General features: G+C 59.7%; 10 protein-coding genes. 4 read left to right on the top strand and 6 right to left on the bottom strand.

What is annotated here, in order from left to right; genetic code table 11:
* Nucleotides 1-166: 166 nt before the first annotated feature.
* The 3 genes from OXH56_05170 (at nucleotide 167) to OXH56_05180 (ending at nucleotide 8,157) form a co-directional block, all read left to right on the top strand.
* Entirely contained in the window at nucleotides 167-1,933 is a 1,767-nt protein-coding gene (locus tag OXH56_05170; protein MCY3554695.1) for an Ig-like domain-containing protein, read from the top strand.
* Between the two features lie 108 nt (nucleotides 1,934-2,041).
* Nucleotides 2,042-7,273, top strand: a complete 5,232-nt coding sequence (locus tag OXH56_05175; GenBank protein MCY3554696.1) for an Ig-like domain-containing protein — start codon at nucleotides 2,042-2,044, stop codon at nucleotides 7,271-7,273.
* 98 nt (nucleotides 7,274-7,371) lie between these two features.
* Entirely contained in the window at nucleotides 7,372-8,157 is a 786-nt protein-coding gene (locus OXH56_05180; GenBank protein ID MCY3554697.1) for a hypothetical protein, read from the top strand.
* 36 nt (nucleotides 8,158-8,193) lie between these two features.
* Here the strand turns inward: OXH56_05180 and OXH56_05185 are convergent, their stop codons facing one another.
* The 3 genes from OXH56_05185 to OXH56_05195 all read right to left on the bottom strand — a co-directional run bounded on the left by OXH56_05185 (nucleotide 8,194) and on the right by OXH56_05195 (nucleotide 9,680).
* On the bottom strand, nucleotides 8,194-8,622 hold the full coding sequence (locus OXH56_05185; GenBank protein MCY3554698.1) for a hypothetical protein: 429 nt from the start codon (nucleotides 8,620-8,622) through the stop codon (nucleotides 8,194-8,196).
* Nucleotides 8,619-9,167, bottom strand: a complete 549-nt coding sequence (locus tag OXH56_05190) for a hypothetical protein (protein ID MCY3554699.1) — start codon at nucleotides 9,165-9,167, stop codon at nucleotides 8,619-8,621. The genes OXH56_05185 and OXH56_05190 overlap by 4 nt, the downstream gene beginning before the upstream one ends.
* Before the next feature lie 66 nt (nucleotides 9,168-9,233).
* Nucleotides 9,234-9,680, bottom strand: coding sequence for a hypothetical protein (locus tag OXH56_05195; GenBank protein ID MCY3554700.1), 447 nt, complete (start codon nucleotides 9,678-9,680; stop codon nucleotides 9,234-9,236).
* 710 nt (nucleotides 9,681-10,390) lie between these two features.
* Here OXH56_05195 and OXH56_05200 point away from each other — a divergent pair.
* On the top strand, nucleotides 10,391-11,137 hold the full coding sequence (locus OXH56_05200; protein MCY3554701.1) for a hypothetical protein: 747 nt from the start codon (nucleotides 10,391-10,393) through the stop codon (nucleotides 11,135-11,137).
* A gap of 306 nt (nucleotides 11,138-11,443) precedes the next feature.
* Here OXH56_05200 and OXH56_05205 read toward each other — a convergent pair whose 3' ends face one another.
* From OXH56_05205 to OXH56_05215, 3 genes are all read right to left on the bottom strand, one after another.
* Complete coding sequence (locus OXH56_05205; GenBank protein MCY3554702.1) at nucleotides 11,444-12,127, bottom strand: CAP domain-containing protein; 684 nt, start codon at nucleotides 12,125-12,127, stop codon at nucleotides 11,444-11,446.
* A 107-nt stretch (nucleotides 12,128-12,234) separates the two neighbouring features.
* Entirely contained in the window at nucleotides 12,235-19,662 is a 7,428-nt protein-coding gene (locus OXH56_05210) for an Ig-like domain-containing protein (protein MCY3554703.1), read from the bottom strand.
* Nucleotides 19,663-20,134: 472 nt separating this feature from the next.
* Entirely contained in the window at nucleotides 20,135-20,626 is a 492-nt protein-coding gene (locus tag OXH56_05215) for a MarR family transcriptional regulator (protein MCY3554704.1), read from the bottom strand.
* Between the last annotated feature and the right edge of the window lie 41 nt (nucleotides 20,627-20,667).

The following is a 20,667-nucleotide window of genomic DNA, read 5'->3' on the forward strand; positions in this document are numbered from 1 at the left end:
AAAACGACTGTGTCGTACTTCGCATGCGAAAAACGAACGAAAGACAAAAAAACTGAAACTGTGTATCAACTGAACGGTTATATTACTAGTACATTCAACATGTTTTATTAATGACCCTCCTCCCGGAGCACACGAGCGGAGCACACGATTCAGGGAGTTTCCCGGTTTGCTTACGTCCCGCTTGATCTTGTTCGTTATCGCGCTATTCGTCGTTTCGGCAGCACTGGCCGCTTGTGGCGGCGGGGGTTCTTCGCAACCCGGACCGACGTCGCCCGTTACGCCGACACCGCCTCCAACGCCGACACCACCTCCAACGCCCACGCCGCCGCCCACGCCGCAACCCGTCCCGACCAGTATCCGGATCACACCATCTTCCCTGACGCTTACCTCGCTGGGCCAGACCGCGCAACTGACCGCCACGGTCAACGATCAGAACGGCAGTCCGATTACCGGGGCATCGGTGGCTTGGTCATCGAGCAACACCGGCGTAGCCACCGTGAGTACCGGAGGCCTGGTTACGGCGGTGAGCAACGGAACGGCCCGCATCACCGCGCGATCGGGCAGCGTCTCGAACGGGATCACGGTGACCGTATCGGCGCCCGTTCCCAACCGCGCCCCGGAGCCGGTGGATGAAATAGCGCCTCAGGCACTGGTCGAGAACGGTCCTCCCGCGGAGCTGGACGTATCCTCCGCATTCCGCGACCCGGACGACGACGAACTGACCTATACCGCGGAAACCAGCGACGACCAGGTTGCCACGGCGGAAGCGTCCGGCGCCACCGTCACCATCCGTCCTGTCGCGGCCGGCGAAGCGACCGTGACGGTCACGGCGACCGATCCGGACAGCCTGAGCGCCACGCAGGCCATATCCGTCACCGTCACAGCCGATACGGTGATGAATACCCGGCCGCAGGCGGTGGGTATGCTCGCGGACCTGAGACTGGTTGAAGGAGGTCCGGCCGAGGAACTGAACGTGTCCGACGCGTTTCTCGATGCCGAAGGCGATAGCCTGGTATATACCGCTGTGTCGAGCGACGAACAGGTCGCCACGGCCGAAGCGATGGAGGCGCGGATCACGATCCATCCGGTATCGCCGGGCAAAACGACGGTCTCAGTCCGTGCGACCGACCCGGAAGGCCTGAGCGCCACGCAGAGCTTCACCGTGACGACGGTGGTTTCGAGTCCTGATCGGAATGCGCTCGTCGCGTTCTACGAAATGACGGGCGGACCGGACTGGTCGGACCGGACGAACTGGCTGTCCAACGCCCCGCTCGACGACTGGCATGGCGTCACGACCGACGCCGACGGCATGGTCACCCGGCTGGAGCTGAACGGGAAAAACCTTCGAGGACCACTACCGGATGCACTTGGGCAACTCGGTAACCTCGCGGTGCTGGACCTCGGCGGCAATCATCTGTCAGGCGGAATTCCTTCCTCGTTCGGCCAACTGAGGTTGCTTGAAGCGTTGAACCTCGAAGGGAACCAGTTGGCGGGGGGCCTGCCCCCGGAAATCCAGCACCTGGAGAATCTCGAAACGCTCCATCTCGCCGGAAACCAACTGTCCGGCGAGATTCCCTCTGAACTCGAGCATCTTGATGCGCTCGAAGTGCTCGATTTCGGGGACAACGCGTTTACGGGTCCCATCCTCCCCGAAATCGGAACACTGGCGGCCCTTGTCCACCTGGATCTCTCGGTCAATCGGCTCACGGGTCCGCTGCCGCCGGAAATCGGGCGGCTCGGCAGTCTGACTACGCTTGACGTGGCCTCGAACCCGGAACTTTCCGGCCCTCTGCCCCTGGCGCTTTCCAGGCTCGACCTGGAAAGCCTGCACGTTAACGGAACTCAACTTTGCGTGCCGTTATCCGAGGAATTCCTGGAATGGCTGAGTGAAATCCCGGATCTCAGCGACATACCAGTCTGCCCGGACGAGTAGTCCGGATCGACAAACCCGTAAACCGCCGCGGCGCCTGCCGTCGCTTCAAGGTGTGGCTATCTGATGTATCGTACCGCTAAAGTAGGATTTCCGGTTATCCTTTGCCTGGTGGCCGTTACGCTTTTCACCTGCGGGAAAGACAGTCCTACCAACTCCTCCCGGCAGGAAGCGGCCGCACCAAAGACCGCGGCAAGGCCGCAGGCCGCGACCACCGGTACGCAGGCCGCGACCACCAGTCCACAGGCCACAGCAGCCACGCCACAGACTACAGCAACTCCGCCGCCTGCTGGTCCGCAGCCATCAGACGCCGCGGACACGACCGCCACGGCGAGCAGATCGGAAAACCTCGAAGACGGGCAGCAACCAACCGGCCAGGCAGGCCAGCCCGTCGTGACCGGCCAGCCCGTCGTGACCGGCCAGGCAGGGCAGTCCACCGGGCAGGCAACCTCGCCGGATTACGTGATCGAATCGGTAGAAGTCAGCGAAACGAGCCTGAGCGCCGGACAGCGCTTTTCCATGACCGCGACGGTCAAGAACCAGGGCGCGGACTACCCCGGTTTCGCGCTGGCAACGCTGCGGTTCTACCGTTCCTCCGACGCCACGATCTCCACCGCTGACACGGAACTCGGTGATCGGCCCATCCTCCCGCTCGACGCGGACGAGACCCGGGAGTGGTCCCTGCCCGTCCTCAACGCACCGTCGGCCGCCGGCACGTATTACTACGGCGCCTGTGTCGATGCTCTGCCGGAAGAATCCGACCAGCAGAACAACTGCTCGGTCGCGGTGGCGGTGAGCGTCGGCGGGCCCGACCTGGTGGTCGATTCCCTGGCGGTGAGCGAAACGAGCCTGAGCGCCGGGCAGCGTTTCACCATGACCGCCAGGGTGCGGAACCAGGGCGCCGGCGCCACGGTAGACCTGACGACGCTGCGCTTCTACCAGTCCTCCGACGCCACGATCTCCACCGCCGATACGGAACTCGGCACGCGGCCGATACTCACACTGGACGCGGACGAGACCCAGGCGTGGTCCCTGCCCGCCCTGAACGCTCCGTCAACGGCCGGCACCTACTACTACGGCGCCTGCGTAGATCCGCTGGCGGCAGAAACCGATCAGCAGAACAACTGCTCGGCAGCATTGACGCTGACCGTCGGTGGACCCGACCTGGTCGTCGATTCTCTGGCGGTGAGCGAGACCAACCTGAGCGCCGGGCAGCGCTTCTCCATGACCGCCAGGGTCCGGAACCAGGGCGCCGGCGGATCCATATCCCTGACGACGGTGCGCTTCTACCGGTCCACAGACGCGACGATCTCCACCGCCGACACGGAGCTCGATTCCCGGCCCATACTACCCCTCGATCCAGCCGAGACCCGGGAATGGTTCCTGCCCCTGCTCTACGCGCCGTCAGCGGCCGGCACGTACTACTACGGCGCCTGCGTAGATCCCCTGACGGAGGAAACCGACCAGCAGAACAACTGCTCGGCGGCGGTGACCATATCCCTGAGAACGGCGGATCTCATCGTCGAGCGGCCTACGGTCAGCGACGTCAGCTCCACCGCGGGCGGCAGGTTCTCTTTGAGCGCCACGGTGCGCAACCAGGGCGGCGGTGACGCCGTCGCGTGGACGACCCTTCGTTTCTACCAGTCCGGCGACGCCACGATTTCAAGCGCCGATACGGAGGTCGGCACGTGGTCCGTATCTCCCCTGGAGGCGTCCGGATCACAGGAACGGACGCTCAGGTTCCTCGAACTGCCTACGGACGGCGGTACCTATTTCTACGGGGCCTGCGTGGATCCCCTGCCCGGTGAGGCCGACACGGGCAACAACTGTTCGGGCGGGGTGACCATTACCGTCAGCAGTCCCGACCTGGTCGTCGATGCCCCGACCGTCAGCGAGCCAAACCCGGCGCCCGGCGAGCAATTCGACCTCAGCGCCACCGTCCGGAACCAGGGCGGCGGCGACGCGGCTTCATCGACGACGCTCCGCTACTACCGCTCGAGCGACGCCACGATCACCGCCAGTGACACCGAAGTGGGAACCGACTTCGTAATCAGGCTGGACGCGGCCGCAACCGCCGAGGAGTCGATCTCGTTGACCGCGCCCGATGCGGCGGGAACCTACTACTACGGCGCATGCGTGGACGCGCTGGACAACGAGACGGGCACGGGGAACAACTGCTCCGTGGGCGTCGCGGTGACCGTGGGGCAGACCGCCAACCAGCCCCCGGTGGCCCGGGGCATGATTCCCGACCAGGAAGTCGACGGCGGCGAGTCGGTCACGGTGGACGTGTCCTCGTACTTCGAGGATCCCGACGGCGATACGCTGACCTACCAGGCCCTGACGTCAAACGCCGCGGTCGCGACCGCATTCATTCCGGGTAGCGTGGTGACGATCAGGGGCTTGTCGGCCGGCAGCGCGACGATCACCATCACGGCCAGCGACGGCAGTCTGACCGCCGGGCAACCGATACGCGTCACCGTAAGACGTTCCGTCGTCCCGCTTCCCGATCTCATCGTTGAATCGCCGTCGGTCAGCGACGGCAGTCCGGAACCCGGCGAGCGATTCACGTTCAGGGCGACGGTTCGCAACCGGGGTGACGGCGACGCTTCATCCTCGACCACGCTGCGCTACTACCGCTCCGGGGACGCCACGATCTCGGCCGCGGATACGGAAGTCGGCACGGACAGCGTGCGCTCCCTGGACTCGTCCGAGACCAGCGACGAATCGATCGCGCTGAATGCGCCTTCAGACGAGGGCACGTACTACTACGGCGCCTGCGTGGAAGCGCTGTCCGACGAATCCGACACGCAGAACAACTGCTCCGTCGCCGTGACGGTGACGGTGGGCCAGCCCGTCAACCAGGCGCCCGTCGCACAGGGTACGATCCCGGCACAGAACGTGGACGTGGGCGAATCAGTACGGATCGCCGTAACCACCTATTTCAGCGATCCCGACGGCGACCGGTTGACGTACTCGGCCGCCTCGTCCGACGCGGCGGTCGCCACGGCGGCCACTTCGGGCAGTTTGGTGACGGTGGAAGGCAAGTCGGCGGGCAACGCGACCATCACCGTTACGGCGGACGACGGCAGCCTGACCGCGAGGCAGACGATCCGCGTGACCGTGCAGAATCCCGTCGTGCTCGCGCCGGACCTCATCGTGGAATCGCCGACGGTAAGCGAAGATCAACTAAGTGCCGATGCGCGATTCACCTTCCGGGCCATCGTGCGCAACCAGGGCGACGGCCGAGGGTCTTCCACGACCCTTCGCTATTACCTTTCCACCGACGCCGCCATTACCTCCAGCGACACGGAAGTAGGTACGGACCGCGTTTCGTCGCTCAGACCATCGTCGACCAGCAATGAATGGATCTCGCTCAGAGCGCCCGCGACGCTCGGCACGCACTACTACGGCGCCTGCGTGGACGCGCTGTCCGAGGAGTCGGATACCGGGAACAACTGCTCCGCCGCGGTCATGGTGGCGGTCGTGGGTCCAGACCTGATCGTCGGACTGCCCACGGTATCCAACGCCGGTCCGCAGGTGGCGGAAGTGTTTGTCCTGAGTGTGACCGTCACCAACCAGGGCGCCGGCGACGCGACTTCCTCGACGACGCTTCGCTACTACCAGTCGGACGACACCACGATTTCCCCGGCCGATACGGAAGTGGGAACGGACTACGTATCCAGGCTCGGCGGCGGCCGGACCGGCGACGAATCCATCAGTCTGGCGGCGCCCGACATCGCCGGCACGTACTACTACGGCGCCTGCGTGGACGCGCTTTCATCTGAAACGAACGACCAGAACAACTGCTCCGGCGCGGTTTCCATCGACGTCATGGAGAAACCAACGATCGTCGGCGCCGACGCCGCCGCGTACCTCACGCAGTCGGTACAGTCGGTCGGCGACCCCGTTGCCCTCATCGAAGGCGACCAGGCCCTGTTGCGCGTATTCCTGGCAAGAGACGGCGACGAGGGCGTAGGCATACCGCCGGTGCGCGCAACCTTCTACCATAACAGCTCGGTCGCCCACGTGGCGGATATACCGGGCAAGTCCGCCAGCATACCCGAGCAGATCGAAGAGGGCGTGCTGGAACTGTCTTCCAATGCGCTGATTCCCGGCTCCGTCATCGAGCCGGGCCTGGAGATGGTCGTCGAGATCGATCCGGACAGCACCCTGGACGCGGCGCTCGGGATTGCCCGGCGCATGCCGCCCACGGGCCGCACTTCCATCGACGTCAGGACAGTTCGCTCTTTCGACATCCTGGCGATTCCCTTTCTTTGGGAAGGCAACCCGGACCGTTCCATCCTGACGGAGATCAACGCCATCACCGCGGGCGGCGAACTCCTGCGCGAAACCCGCGACTATCTGCCGGTGGGCGACATTACCTTCGACGTGCACGACCCGGTCTTCGTTTCTTACGATCCGACCGGTGATTACGGCGAGGAACTCATTACCCTGACGGAGTCTATCCGCGGCATGGAAGATAACCCGGACACCTACTATATGGGCGTCTTCAGACGTCAAGGAGACAACGGGTTGCTGGGGATCGCCTACGTTGGCGGTTATTTCCTGGGGCTCAACAGGGAGTATTCGAGCGTGACCGTGCTGCAGGGTCCCGTCATCGCGCACGAGTTCGGCCACAACCTGTCACTGCGCCATTCGCCGTGCGGCGGTCCGGCCAGACCGGACCCCAACTATCCGGAATCTGACGGCTCCATCGGCGCGTGGGGCTACGACTTCAGCAGCCGGGAACTGATATCCCCCAGCCGGCCCGACCTGATGAGCTACTGCGAGCCGGAGTGGATAGGCTACTACAGTTTCAACAAGGCGCTTAGCTGGCGACAGTCCAAAGACGTCCGGGTGGCGGTAACGCCGACCACCACGCTGGGGTTGATGCTCTGGGGCCATGTAGACGCATCCGGAGACCTCGTGCTGGAACCGGCTTTTGCAGTAGACGCGCCACCTGACGTTCCCCAAAGCGGCGGCCCGTACCGGCTCACGGGGCAGAGCGCGAACGGCAGCGTCCTGTTCGATGTTTCATTCGACATGAACGCATTCGGCGACATCGGCGGCGGCGGCTTCAACTTCATCCTTCCGGTCCGGGCGGACTGGCCCGCGAGGCTGGATCAGATCACCCTCTCCGGCCCGGAAGGCGTGGTGATACAGGACAAGGAAGGCGAGAGCGCCGCGGCGCTGTTGCTGGACCGCGCCACCGGCCAGGTACGCGGGTTCCTGCACGATTGGGCCGTGACGGGCGCGGGCATGCCGCCGACCCGCCGCGTACTGCCCGAACCGGGCCTGGAAGTGATTACGAGCCAGGGCGTGCCCGACGCGGCGAATTGGTAGCGCTGACGTGATGAAGCGGTTAGTTTCCAATCAAACGTATTGAATCACTGAGTACGCGGACCGGCCCGAAAGCCTGCAACGCCGCAAGGAACCTGCCGATGGCGAAGGAACTCCTGTTGGTTCATATCCTGGGCTTCGCTTGTATCCTGGGCCTCACCGCCGCTTGCGCAACGGCTATGCAGACGCTTTCGAACGGCGATTCCACCGGTGAGCAAACCTCGGCCTCGGATGCGACACTGACCGCACCGCCCACATCATCCGGGGAACACGACTGCGAACCCACGGCCGGTTCCCTGGACGCAGATGCCACGCTGGCGGATCGCGCCGGCCGGTATCACCTGATCCTCGTGGCGGACTCCAGCAAAGTGACGGACTCCAGCAAAGTGACGGACTCCAGCAAAGTGGCGGATGCCAGCGGTGCCGCGGCGGATTCCACCCGTACCTCCCGCCGTGCCGTTTCCGGTCTGCTCACCTTGCGTCGGCAAGCCTGGCACGCGGACTCGACGAACTCGTCGGACTCGTCGGACACTCCGGACCCGTCGAACTCAACAGTCCCGGCGAGTGATCCCTCGACGCCCCTCTACGGGTTCACGGACGTCGACCCGGAATCGGTCGGCGCACATCGTGTCGGCGATCCGGGAAGCAGGGATCCGTCGGCCCCCGGCGTGCTCGTGCTTGAGCGGGTAGAATACGAACGGTCCATCATCACGCTGCGGCTGGGTTCGGATGCCAACCGGAAGGACCTGGTGCGCTACGACGGGGAGTACACGGTTTTGTCGGTAAGCAGCATCGACGAGGACGGCTTTACGGGAACCTGGCGAAGCGGCGGCGGCCTGGGTTGGTCCACAACCACGGGGTACTTCTGCGCCAGGAAACTGCCCTGAATCATAGCGGGCCGTACCCGGCCGGCCATACGTTGACTACTCGATAAGGTGCGCGTCCAGGAAGATTGATCTCGCCAGCGACGCGAAGAAGTTCTGATAGGCCTCGATGTCCATTACAGCCCTCTGACCACGTAGCAGGTTCGCCCGCACCAGCAGCTGGGTCTCTCCTCTCGGCCGGACGGTAACCGTTATTCTGCGCGTCCCACGGTCGAACTTTGTCGCGGTGATCACCCCAAGCTCTTCATCCGCCTTGTCCAGGACGTAGCCGAAATCCTGCAGCGTGGAAATCACCGTCCTGAGCATCCTGTTCTTGTCCGTCATGTCGAATGCCCGGGACTGCAGGTTCCGCAGATTGACCTGATTGTCCTCCATGCTGGTAAGCTGCCTGCTCGATGAACCGCACCCCGACAACCCAGCAATGAGGCACATGGTCATTGCAACCGTCATCAGTCTGGCGTGTCTCATGGTTCCTGCCTTTCCAGAAAAACCGACCGAGATAGCCGATCGAAGAAATCCTGGTAGATCTCAGGGGCTTCCAGGGTTTCCCGCTTCGATACCCTGTCGTTCGAATCCCAGACGGTCCGCTGAAACGTCACGCTGACGTTGTGGTTCTCGGCGTTTTCCGTCGACGCCGGGCGGATGACAATGGAAGCCCGGAACTCCTGGACTTCGTCGATCACCATGCCCCCGGTGCCCAGGCTCAATATAGCGGTAACAACCTGGAGGGCTTCCTCAACGTCACTGCTTGCGTCGCTCCGTTTCGAGCCGACGATTATGCCCAGTTTCGTCTCACTCTCATCGATACTGAAACCCAGGTCCTGCAACGCTGCGGCGGACGCCGACAGGATATCCACCTCGGATATCCCTTCGTATTTCCGGGTTTTCATCTCCCTGTTCTGCAGGATCTCCGGAGTAGGCTCGAAGAATTGCGGGGAACCGGCCATGCAACTCGTCAGAACCGCCACCGCCAGTACTGCGCCCGTAAGCAGCCAGGTTACATTCCCGTCCATAGGATATCTCCTTAAAGGCTACCCCCGAAGGCATCGGTCATGCCGTCGCGCGGCCATCACGACCGATCAGAACCTGGACGTATGGTACGCGAAGTCTCTGACGAGCTTGTTTTCATCGAATTTGATGATGACCGTCAGCGTCCGCTGGGAGGTGGATTCGGCGCCGGACGATCCGGAAAGTCCGCCCGCCCCACCCGTCAGCACGTCTGCCAGATCCACGAAAATGAGCGACAGGATCCCGCCGTCGCTGCTCGAATGCACCGACTCCGTGGAGATCTTGTCGTAGATCCAGACTTCGCGACGTTCTTCATCGGTCGACACGATGTTCGGCGATCCGAGCACGCCCGCGACCTCCGCGCCGCTCATGCCCACCCGGATGGACTGCTGCACCTTTCCGACGGTCACCCGGTCGGCGGAGTCGTCCTGCACGGCCCTTCGGTGCTGCGAGGCCATGCATCCCGACAGGGTCACGGCAACCGTCACGATCATCACTGCGATCAGTCTCGTTTTCATTTCGGCTCTCCTGTCACAGCTTTGTGCCACACGTCGTGGCCATTTCCTACCTACTGGAGATTGCCTGGAACGTATATCAACCTCCCGGAAGACTGTCGATTCTCCAACGGTCCGTCCCTGCAATCCTGGTGGCGCTGAAATCATTGATGGTAACACTTGTACCAGCGCATAACGGTCCCACACAACCGAAACCGTCTTCACGCACACTCAACACAGCACCAGCAAACTCACAACTATCCCCCGGACCCAATTCCATGCCTACCGTGCATACGGGGCGCGTCACGGGTGTGGTGGGCTGCACTGGCGTCGGAGCGGGTGGCTCGGGCTCGGGCGCTGTGGGGCCGTTGTCACTGCCACAGGCAAAGGCAAAGGCCAGAATCAGGATACAGAGATATCGGTGCATGGAGACCCTCCAAAAGAGTGATGACCAACATTACGGATGGCGCCACAGGTACACGATTTGCAGAACAGGTATTATATAAATTTGAATATCAATAATTTAAAGTATATTATGGGTATGATTTTGCAATACAAAATCGAGGTTCGTAATTTCAAATTCATAACAGATCCACGCTTTTGACCGAAATCAAACCAGGCGGGTGTCAATGCCCGCACGTGTGCTTGTCCTGGATCCTTGCGCCTGCCGCATTGCCTGCTATCGGCGCGCCAATGTTTGTATCGGTTTAGAAAAGGGAAGGAGCGGGAAGACCATGAAAACCGTTAGGACGTATCTGCTGCTGATCTCCGTGGCCATGGGACTGGGATTTGGACTGGGATCGGGATGCGGCGGCGATACAAGCGTGGAGCCGAGACCTCCGGAGGATTTCCCGCCCAGGGCGGTCGAGACCTTTGAAGCGCAGACACTCACGGCCGAGCGGGAGCGTCTGACGATCAACTTCGCGACGGCATTCGAGGACCCCGAGGGGCGACCGCTCAGCTACTCGGCGGAGTCGAGCGATGTGTCCGTCCTCACCGTCGCCATGTCCGGACCGGTCCTGACAATCACGCCGCTGGCCGAGGGAAGCGCCACGGTGTCCGTCAAGGCCTCGGATCCCGGCGGAAACAGCGCTACGATCTCCATCCCCGTAACGGTGAACGCACCGGCGCATCCAGACGATAACGAAAACTACCAGTCACTACCGAGGCTGATCGTCACGGCAAACAGCGTGGAGTTCTTCGGACTGTCCGCGCAGGGGGCCGGCTCCTGCATCGACGTGGACCCGCAAACGGTGTACGGGACGGGATTCGAAGCGGCGAGTTTCCGATTTCACCATTCGAGATGGCAACGGCAGGACGAATTCGGCTGGACGACCCTACCCGGCACGGTGCGCGGCGATAACAAGCTGTGCGTGTATACGCCGGTCGAGTCCGGGCTGTACAGAATGGTGGGAGATGTTACGATTGGTAGGGGTGGGCTGACCGAGTTGCGGTTCAGTTCGAATGTGCTGAATCACTAATGGCTGAACTACCGAGTCGTGTGTTTTTTCTTAAAGAGATTTATTCGGAGGAGTACCGTGAACAGTCATGGATATCAGTCTGGGCGGCGTTGATATCATTTAACAGAACCGCTTCACTATTGTTCTTATCATGATCCACGTGATCATTAGAAAGAACAGTTCAAGAATCGGGATGGCAAAGAACATTAAGATCCTCCTTGCAATCATTGTGAAAACAGGAACGATTACTCGACGGAAGCGAGGAAGGCCGTAGCGCCAGGCGATCAGCTGGCCAATCGAGTGGCCGTGCAGGCACAGTCCGGCCTGTCAGGCGCCCGCTTTCTGGCCGAAGACAACGACGGCGGCGTACATTCCATTCTTAACGCCGACGCTTACACCCGCCCGGTTAAATACGAGGTTCAGCTGGTTTCTGCAGTGGACCGGGGATGCGTGCCAGTCGGCAAGCCATTTGTCCTTCAACTCATCACGCGCCGTTCCCTGGGTGAGAATGATGTTCTCGCCAAGGACGAGCCACGCCGTCTGCGGGCTTGCTCTTGTAACCCGGTCCGCAATGCTCGAGCCGTCCGATCCGGTATGGTAATCGGCGGACAGATCGTTGGCCAGGAGGTCCTCCATGTGGACCCTCGCGGCTTCGGCCAGGCCGTCATCCCAGGAAACCGGTGTGGTCGCATCGTAGGAGTCATCCCCGCACATGCCGCCCTGCGACCGATAGACGTTGATGCCCGCCAGGATTCCGCGCTCGATGTCCGAGAAAGGCGAAACCGTCGCGGGAGGTGGTGGCGAGGACGGTTCGGGCGTTGGGTCCGGTTCGGCCGGGGCGGGCGCGGCCGGATTGCCGTCCGATCCGCAGCCCGGCAACCAAGCCATTCCGGCGATCAGGACAGAAAGCAGTAGGACGTGAAGCGGCCGGTCGAGCAGCAGCCGGTCGAGCAGCCTGATCAAGCGTGGCCGGCCGGCTGAAGGTGCTATTTCCCGGCGTCTGTTTTCCAATTGTGCCTCCCAGTTAAACAGGGCGTGGTTTATGTGACGAATGGCTGTTTAGTGCACGTACACAAACTGAATAGTACCCCATATCCCCGCCGCTAACACTTATACCCTCACAGATCCAAGGCCAAACCGTCTTCTACGTCATCAATGCCCAGGCGCTCGGCGCCGGTTCCGTCTAGATTCGCTCGCTCGAGCGCACCTCTTTCCACCCAGTACATCTTACCTCCATCTACGTCCAGGGCCAAATCTGTTGGAATGAGCCGGGTAAGGAGGTTCTCAACGCCCGTGCCGTCCAGGTTAGCCCGTCTGATCCCGCCCAACTCGTCATCGCCACCACCGATTTCATACGTCCAGTATATCTTGCCCCCACCGCTATCCACAGCCAGGCTGGATGGGTCCCGCAAGCCCGTAATGTCGACCGTCTCGACGCCCGTTCCGTCCAGATTAGCCCGGTGGATCATGCCCCTTTCAATAAAATACATCTTGTCCCCATCAAGGTCCAAGGCCAGGTCATCCGGTGTGTTCAAGCCCGTGACGAGATCCTGAACGCCCGTCCCATCCAGGTTCGCACGCTGGATTTTGGCATTAGTGAAACCAGCGGTTAGCCAATAGATTTCGTCCCCGTCTACATCCACGACCAGGCCTGTTGGTGAGCTTAAGCCCATGACGAGGTCCTGAACGCCTGATCCATCCAGGTTCGCGCGCTGAATCTCACCCATATTGGTACCCGCCGACCAGTAAACCTTGTCCCCGCCCACATCCAGGCTGTTTATACTAAACACACCCGTAACAAGGTCCTCCTCGACGTCGGTGCCGTCCAGATTCGACCGGTGGATCCTGCTGTCAAAAAAACCGGTCGTCCAGTATATCTTCGGCGAAACCTCGCAGTCGACCACACCCCTTTTGGTTTGAACCCCGCTGAGCCACGCCTGGAGTGCGGCATCCACTGGGGCACAAATCGCTGTGCGACGCAGATCCAATAAGTCCAGATTATCAAGATCGGTGAATTCATCGGGCAAGGGTCCGGACAAACCGGAGTTCGAGTGCAGATCCAACCGAATGAGTTCCCCGAGGCTTCCCAATTCGGGTGGGATACTGCCTGTCAACCGGTTAACAAACAGGTCGAGCACACGCAGATTACCCAGGGTGCCCAGTTCGCTCGGGATCGTTCCCGACAACCGGTTACCGCCAAGATCCAGATCTTCAAGGTTGGTCAAGTTACCCAATGCGGTCGGAATCGTTCCAGACAGTTCATTGACTCGCAGATCCAGTTCTCGAAGGTTGATCAGATTGCCCAACTGAGGTGGGATCGTACCCGAAAGATCATTACCGCGCAAATCCAGATCTCGAAGGTTGTTCAGGCTTCCCAACTCAGATGGGATCGTACCGGATAACTGGTTGTTGTTCAGCTCCAGAGCCCTCAGGCTGCCCAGGCTTCCCAACTCGGAAGGAATAGCTCCCGACAACTGATTATAATCCAGCTGCAATTGCGTCAAGCTGCCCAATGTGCCAATCGCCGATGGAATCGATCCCGTCAACTGATTACGCCCAAGGCTCATTACTTGCAGATTGTTCAGGTTGCCCAGTTTGGAAGGAACAGATCCGGACAACTGGTTTTGGCGAAGAACAAGCACGGTAACACGGCCTGTCCCATCGGTCGCCACACCATGCCACTCCTCAAGCGGCTCGTCACTCAGCCAGTTCGTGCTGTTCGTCCAGTTCGGTCCGTCTGTGGCGTTGTACAGGGCGACCAGTACGTCGCGGTCGACGTCCGATTCGTCGGGAGTGGCAGTGCAACTCGCCACCGGACCATAGTCTTGAATACTCTCTAGCCATACCTGAAACGCCGGAGCCACCGGCACACACAATCCCGTACCATCTAACCACAGTCGGTTGAGGTTTTTGAGGTTGGTCAGCGTGTCGGGTACAGGACCCGAAAGATCACGGTTTCCGTCTAAAGTCAGATGTTCCAAGCTGCTCAGACTACCCAGTGCCGGCGGGACGCTACCCGACAGCATGTTGTTTCTAAGATGCAACTGGGTCAGGTTGCCCAGGTTGCCCAGTTCAGAAGGGATCGAACCGGACAACTGATTCCCCGCAAGGGATAGAAAAGTCAGATTGGTCAAATTACCCAACGCCGATGGGATTGGACCGGACAATTCGTTGCCACCGAGGCCAAGCCATGTCAGGTTGGCCAGATTTCCCAGCTCCGAAGGAATCGGACCCGAAAGATCATTTGCGAGAAGCCTAAGGTCTGTCAGATAACTCAAGCTGCCCAGTTCTCTCGGAATACGGCCCGATAACCCATTGCTGGAGAATACATTGTTGACTATGGTGTACAGGCCAAGACGCGTTACCCTTCCTGCGCCGTTGGTGGAGACGCCGTACCACTCTCCGATAGGCCGGTCACTCAGCCAGTTCGTCCTGTTCGTCCAGTTCGGACCGTCCGTGGCATTGTAAAGGGCGACCAGAGCGTCGCGGTCCGGTGAAGTCAGGACACAGCTCACCACCCCTCCCTTGTTCTCGATTCCATCGAGCCAAGCCTGGAACGCGGCATCTGTCGGCGCACACAAACCTGTGAGATTCATTGACAGGTAATTGAGTTCATCGAGATTAATGAACGAGCTGGGCAGCGGCCCGGAAAGACCGGCGTTTCCAGTAAGATCCAAGGCTTCCAGGTTGCTCAGATTGCCCAGGGTTGAGGGGATGTTGCCTGACAACTCGTTATAATTAAGAGAGAGCCGGGTCAGATTGCCCAGGTTGCCCAGGGACGACGGAATGCTACCTGACAACTGGTTACGTCTCAGGGTCAGTTCTACTAAGTTGCCCAGGTTGCCCAGGGACGACGGAATGCTGCCTGATAACTGGTTGCGGTTAAGTTGCAGAATCCTCAGGTTGCTCAGGTTGCCCAGGGTAGAGGGGATAACTCCCGAAAGTTGGTTACCCTGAAATCCTAGCCATGTCAAGTTGCTTAGATTGCCCAGTTCAGGTGGGATCGGACCCGACAATCCGTTGCCACTATTACCACCTTCACCTGCGAACCGAAGTTGCGTCACTCTACCCCCGGTGTCGGTGGTCACTCCGTACCACTCTCCGATAGGCCGGTCGCTCAGCCAGTTGTCGTTTCTCTCCCAGTCCGGTCCGTCGGTGGCGTTGTACAACGCGACCAGGGCGTCGCGGTCGATCTCCGATTCGTCGGGAGTGGTCGTGCAACTCACCACCCCACTCGTGCGCTGTATCCCCTGTAACCAGGCCTGGAATGCCGCGTCCACCGGTGTGCATATACCTGTTCCAACCAGATACAGGGTTTCAAGTTCATCGAGATCCGTGAATGAGCCGGGCAGGGACCCGGTAAGACCGGGGTTGTTACTAAGCCACAGGTGTTGCAGTTCGCTCAAGTTACTCAATTGAGACGGAACACCGCCCGTTAACCGGTTGGTGGATAGATCCAGTAACGTCAGGTTTGTCAGCCTGCCCAGTTCCGGCGGGATTGGGCCCGACAACTGGCTTCCTGAGCCGCCCAATTGCAGGACTCTCAGGTTACTAAGGTTACTCACGAATGATGGTATACTGCCCGACAACCGCCCTCTCAGTGCCAGGTGTCTCAGTTTGCTCAAGTTGCCTAGTTCAGACGGGATCGGGCCCGATAACTGAGTGCCCAGTGACATTGCTTCCAGATTGGTCATGCTACCCAGGAATGTCGGAATACGACCCGAAATCCGGTTTTCGCCCAGGTCCAGGATTTCTAGATTGGTCAGCGTGCCCAATTCCGGCGGGATAGAACCGGACAAGTTATTACGATAGATGTTTAGCCTGGTCACGCGTTCTGCCGCGTTGACAGTGACCCCGAACCACTCTCCCAGCGGCCTGTCGCTCAGCCAGTTTGTGCTGTTCGTCCAGTTCGGTCCGTCCGTGGCGTTGTACAGGGCGATCAGGGCGTCGCGGTCGTCGACAGCGGTAACGCCGCAATCCGGAAGGCCGAGGCGATCCAGATCGTTGTATTCCACGTTTCTTAATTGTGCAGGTATACATCCAGTCAGCTTATTTCTAGATAGATACAGATGATCCAGGTTGGTCAGATTACCGAATTCCGAGGGAAAGCTACCTGTCAATTGATTGACTGCGAGCGACAGGTATCTCAGTTTGCTCAGATTACCCAGTTCCGGAGGAATCTGACCCGTCAGCTGGTTATAACTAAGTCCCAGATCCAACAGGTTGCTCAGGTTGCCCAGTTCCGATGGGATGTTACCTGACAATTGGTTGGAATGCAGGAGAAGACGGGTCAATTTGCTCAGACGGCCCAGTTCAGGAGGGATATTGCCTGATAGTTCTCCAACAAGAGCCAAACTCTCCAGATTACTCAGATTAGCCAATTCCGCCGGAATACCACCCGATAAGTCATCGCCAATGAGCCACAACGATCTCAGGTTGCTCAGGCTGCCCAATGTCGATGGGATGCTGCCTGACAATCCATTGTTCTCGGCACTACCACGTGTTTCATCCAAAACGTAGATATTAAGCTCCGTCACCCTTCCGGTGGTGTCGGTGGTGACCCCGTACCACTCGTCCAACGGCCGATCGCTCAGCCAGTTGTCGTTTCTCACCCAGTTCGGTCCGTCCGTGGCGTTGTAAAGGGCGATCAGGGCGTCGCGGTCGTTCGCCGGAGTACAGTTCACAACACCGGTCTTGCTCCCGATTCCCTGCAGCCATGCCTGAAACGCGGCGTCTGCCGGCACGCACAATTTTGTTCCGCGCAGATTCAGGATTCGGAGTCTACCGAGGCTGGTAAGTGTGGCAGGCAGGCTTCCCGACAGATCGGCATTTTCGTGAAGCCAAAGCACTTCCAGGTTGATCAGGTTACCAAGTTCTGAAGGGACACTGCCTGACAATCTGTTACGGGAAAGGCCGAGAACACGCAGGTTTCTGAGGTTGCCCAATTCCGGTGGAATGCTACCCGACAAAGGAACTCTGTTGAATTCAAGGACTCGAAGATTCCTCAGATTCCCCAATTCCGCCGGGATGCTGCCCGACAGGTTCGTGTTGTTTTGAAGATCCAGGACCAGCAATTCGGTCAGGTTACCCAGTACCGGCGGGATGCTGCCCGATAATCCGGCTCCGGGAAGAGACAGGGTATCCACACGCCCTTCGGCGTTGGTGGAGACGCCATACCATTCCTCCAGCGGCCTGTCGCTCAACCAGTTCGTGCTGATTGCCCAATTCGGTCCGTCCGTGGCGTTGTACAGGGCAATCAGGGCGTCGCGGTCGTCTGACTCGAGCGCGCAGTTCTCGACGCCGGTCTTGCTCCCGATTCCCTGCAGCCATGCCTCAAACGCGGCGTTTGCAGGTACACACAGTCCCGTGCCATCCAGATTCAGTTCGCGGAGACTGTTAAGATCAGAGAATGAGTCGGGCAAGGGACCCGAAAGATCGGGATTCCTATCAAACCGCAGCAAGGTCAATCTGGTCAGGCGGCCCAGTTCCGACGGGATACGGCCGGAAAGCTGATTTTCATGTAGAAACAGATGCTGCATTCTGGTGAGGTTACCTAACTCCTTTGGAATGCTGCCCGTTAGCTGGTTATGATAAAGAAACAGGGTTGACAATCTGGTGAGGTTACCTAGTTCCGAAGGAATGCCGCCGGATAGCCGGTTATGGTATAGTTCCAGAAGGGACAGGTCAGTCAGGTTACCCAGTTCAGGTGGGATGCTGCCGGACAGTCTGTTGAGCATAAGGGACATATGCTGCAAGTTTCTGAGATTGCCTAGTTCCAACGGAATGCTGCCTGACAACTGGTTTCCAAAAAGACTCAAGGAAATCAAGTCGATCAGATTGCCCAGTTCCGGAGGAATGCTGCCCGACAGCTGGTTTTCTCCAAGATACAGATAGCGCAAATCAACCAGGTTACCCAGTTCCGGAGGGATGCTGCCGGAGAGCCGACGATTTGTATTAAGGGCCAGAAAGTTGAGATTGGTCAGATTGCCCAGTTCGGCTGGGATATTGCCGGACAGGGCATTACGCTGAAGATCAAGGCTGTCCACGCGACCTTCCGCGTTAGTGGAAACACCGTACCACTCACTAAGCGGGCTGGCACTCAGCCAGTTGTCCTTTACTGTCCAGTTCGGACCGTCCGTGGCGTTGTACAGGGCGACCAGGGCATCGCGGTCCGTGGACGCGTCAAGTTCGAACAGGTTCCCTGACAAGTCCAGGGTCTGCAGATTGTGCAGTGTGAAGAGGGCCGTTGGGACCGGTCCGGACAGCCGGTTGTCGGAGAGGTCCAGCAGTACCAGTGCGGACAGGTTGCCCAGCGCAACGGGAATGGTCCCGGAAAGCTCATTGCCGCCGAGGTCCAGGATTGCCAGCGCGGAGAGGTTGCCCAGTGCGGCCGGGATCGAACCGGACAGCCGGTTGCCGGAGAGACGCAGGCCGATCACGCGCCCTTGGGTGTTGGTGGATACCCCGTGCCACCGGTCCAGCGAGGCCGTGCTCAGCCAGTTCGTCTTGTTCGTCCAATTCGGTCCGTTCGTGGCTTCGTACAGCGCGATCAGCGCCTTCCGGTCCTGTTCGGAAACGGCTCCGCAGTTGGCGACGCCCCGTCTTGTGGCCACCCCTCCGAGCCACTGTTGGAGTCCGGCGTTCGTCGGCGCGCATATTCCGGTGCCCGACAGGTCCAGGGACTCAAGGAGCGTCAGGCCGGAGAACGAAAGAGGCAGGGGACCGGACAACTCGGCGTTGTCCTGCAACTGCAGCGACTTCAGGACGACCAGGTTGCCCAGTTCCGCTGGGAGAGGTCCGGACAACCGGTTGCCGGAGAGATTGAGCAGCTCGAGCCGGAACAGTTTGCCCAGTTCCGGTGGAATCGATCCCGTCAGCCCGTTGTTGGAGAGGTCAAGTTCGCGCAGATGGACCAGGTCGCCCAGTTCCGGCGGGATCGTGCCCGACAGGCCGTTGTCGGGCAAGTTCAATGCCGAACCCGCCGCGTTGGCGCGCGCACTTGTACCCGTCGCTCCGTCCGCGTCAGCACTCATCGCCACACCCGCGGCCGTCACTCCATGCCAGCGCTCTACCGGCTCGTCGCTGAGCCAGTTCGCGCTGTTCTTCCAGTTCTCGCCGCCCGTGGCCCTGTACAGGGCGACCAGGGCCCGCCTTACCGCGTCCGACACCTCCACTTGCGCGCTGCCGGTCTTCTGGCCGTTCATGGCCGTAATGACCACACTGCCGTTTCGCAACGCGGTGACCACGCCGTCATCGCTCACCGTCGCAACCGACGAATTGCTGCTGCGCCAAGTGACGGGAGCGTCCGCGACTTGCTGGCCGGTGTCGTCAATCACCTGGGCGTTGAGTCGTACCGACTGTCCAGCCGATGACAGATCCGCGGTGCCCGGTGTGACCACGACCCGGGTCGGGACCTGAGACCGTGATTGTGTGGGATTGTCCCTGCCGCATGTGACGAGCCAGGGAAGGGCGAGAGACAGGCAGACGAGAATCGGGACGTGGATGCGTCCGAAAACGGGTAATGTGCGACGGAACTCGCAAAACATCGAGCACTCTCCTTCGACGAAGCCTGATGATAGACCAGCCGCGTGAGCGTTTACTAACGATTAGGACATATTGTTATTTGTATCACTTTTTATGTTTGGAAATAACCAAACTATGAATATTTCCTGTGTTTTCAATATAAAAAACGCCCGGTTCACAATAAAAAGTGAGCCTGTCTTTTTTTGTGACTCAAGCGTGATATTCAACGTTTGTTTGTGATAATTCTGTAATCGACGGACCGGGCACGTATGATCCCGCTGGGGGGAACGCCAGGTCGTATAGCGGAGTTACTTGTATGGAATTGAATAGGTAGGAAAGAAGCGGTAGGTTGTTAACGGGACGGGCTACGAAGCGGCAAGCTACCGGTTTCACCATTTGAGATGGCAACGGCAGGACGAATTAGGATGGACTTACGGAACTTAGGTTCAGCTCGAACGTGTTGAATCACTGAGGACGTTCATTTGCCCAATGCATTTACATTATAAACCAACCGGGGGGTTCGGTCGGGGTCTCTGACGCCCAAAATTCCCGGCTGGGAGGAATAGACTCCAACGATTCTACAAATGCTTCGAGTTGCTCCAGACTCCAGTTTTCAGTGGCCGGCAGAACGCGATTCCTGACGACATGATCAATCCGTTCCAGCACCTTCCGTCCCTCGGGAGTCAGTTCACACAATACTACTCTCCGGTCATTCGGAGTCCTCGCCTTCTCGATCAATCTCTTTCCATAAAGCCTGTGCAAAATGTTGTTAATGGAAGCATCTGTGCATCCGAGGAAACCAGGAATCTCGCCCACGGTCATAGGTCCCTTGTCGGCTAACAACATCAAGGTTTTATACTGGTCAACCTGTTCATTCTGACCCAGCTCTCTCCCGTCATCCCGGAGTCCCATGTTTACGAGACGATGCAGACTGACTGTCGCAGCTACAAACCGGTCGCTCAGTTCCTTCCTGAGGTCGTTGCTCATCGGTTCTGCCTTTCCCTGTTTAAGATCCCCTGCCGTACAAG

The sequence above is a fragment of the Gemmatimonadota bacterium genome (genome assembly GCA_026702745.1).
Classification (GTDB): domain Bacteria; phylum JAAXHH01; class JAAXHH01; order JAAXHH01; family JAAXHH01; genus JAAXHH01.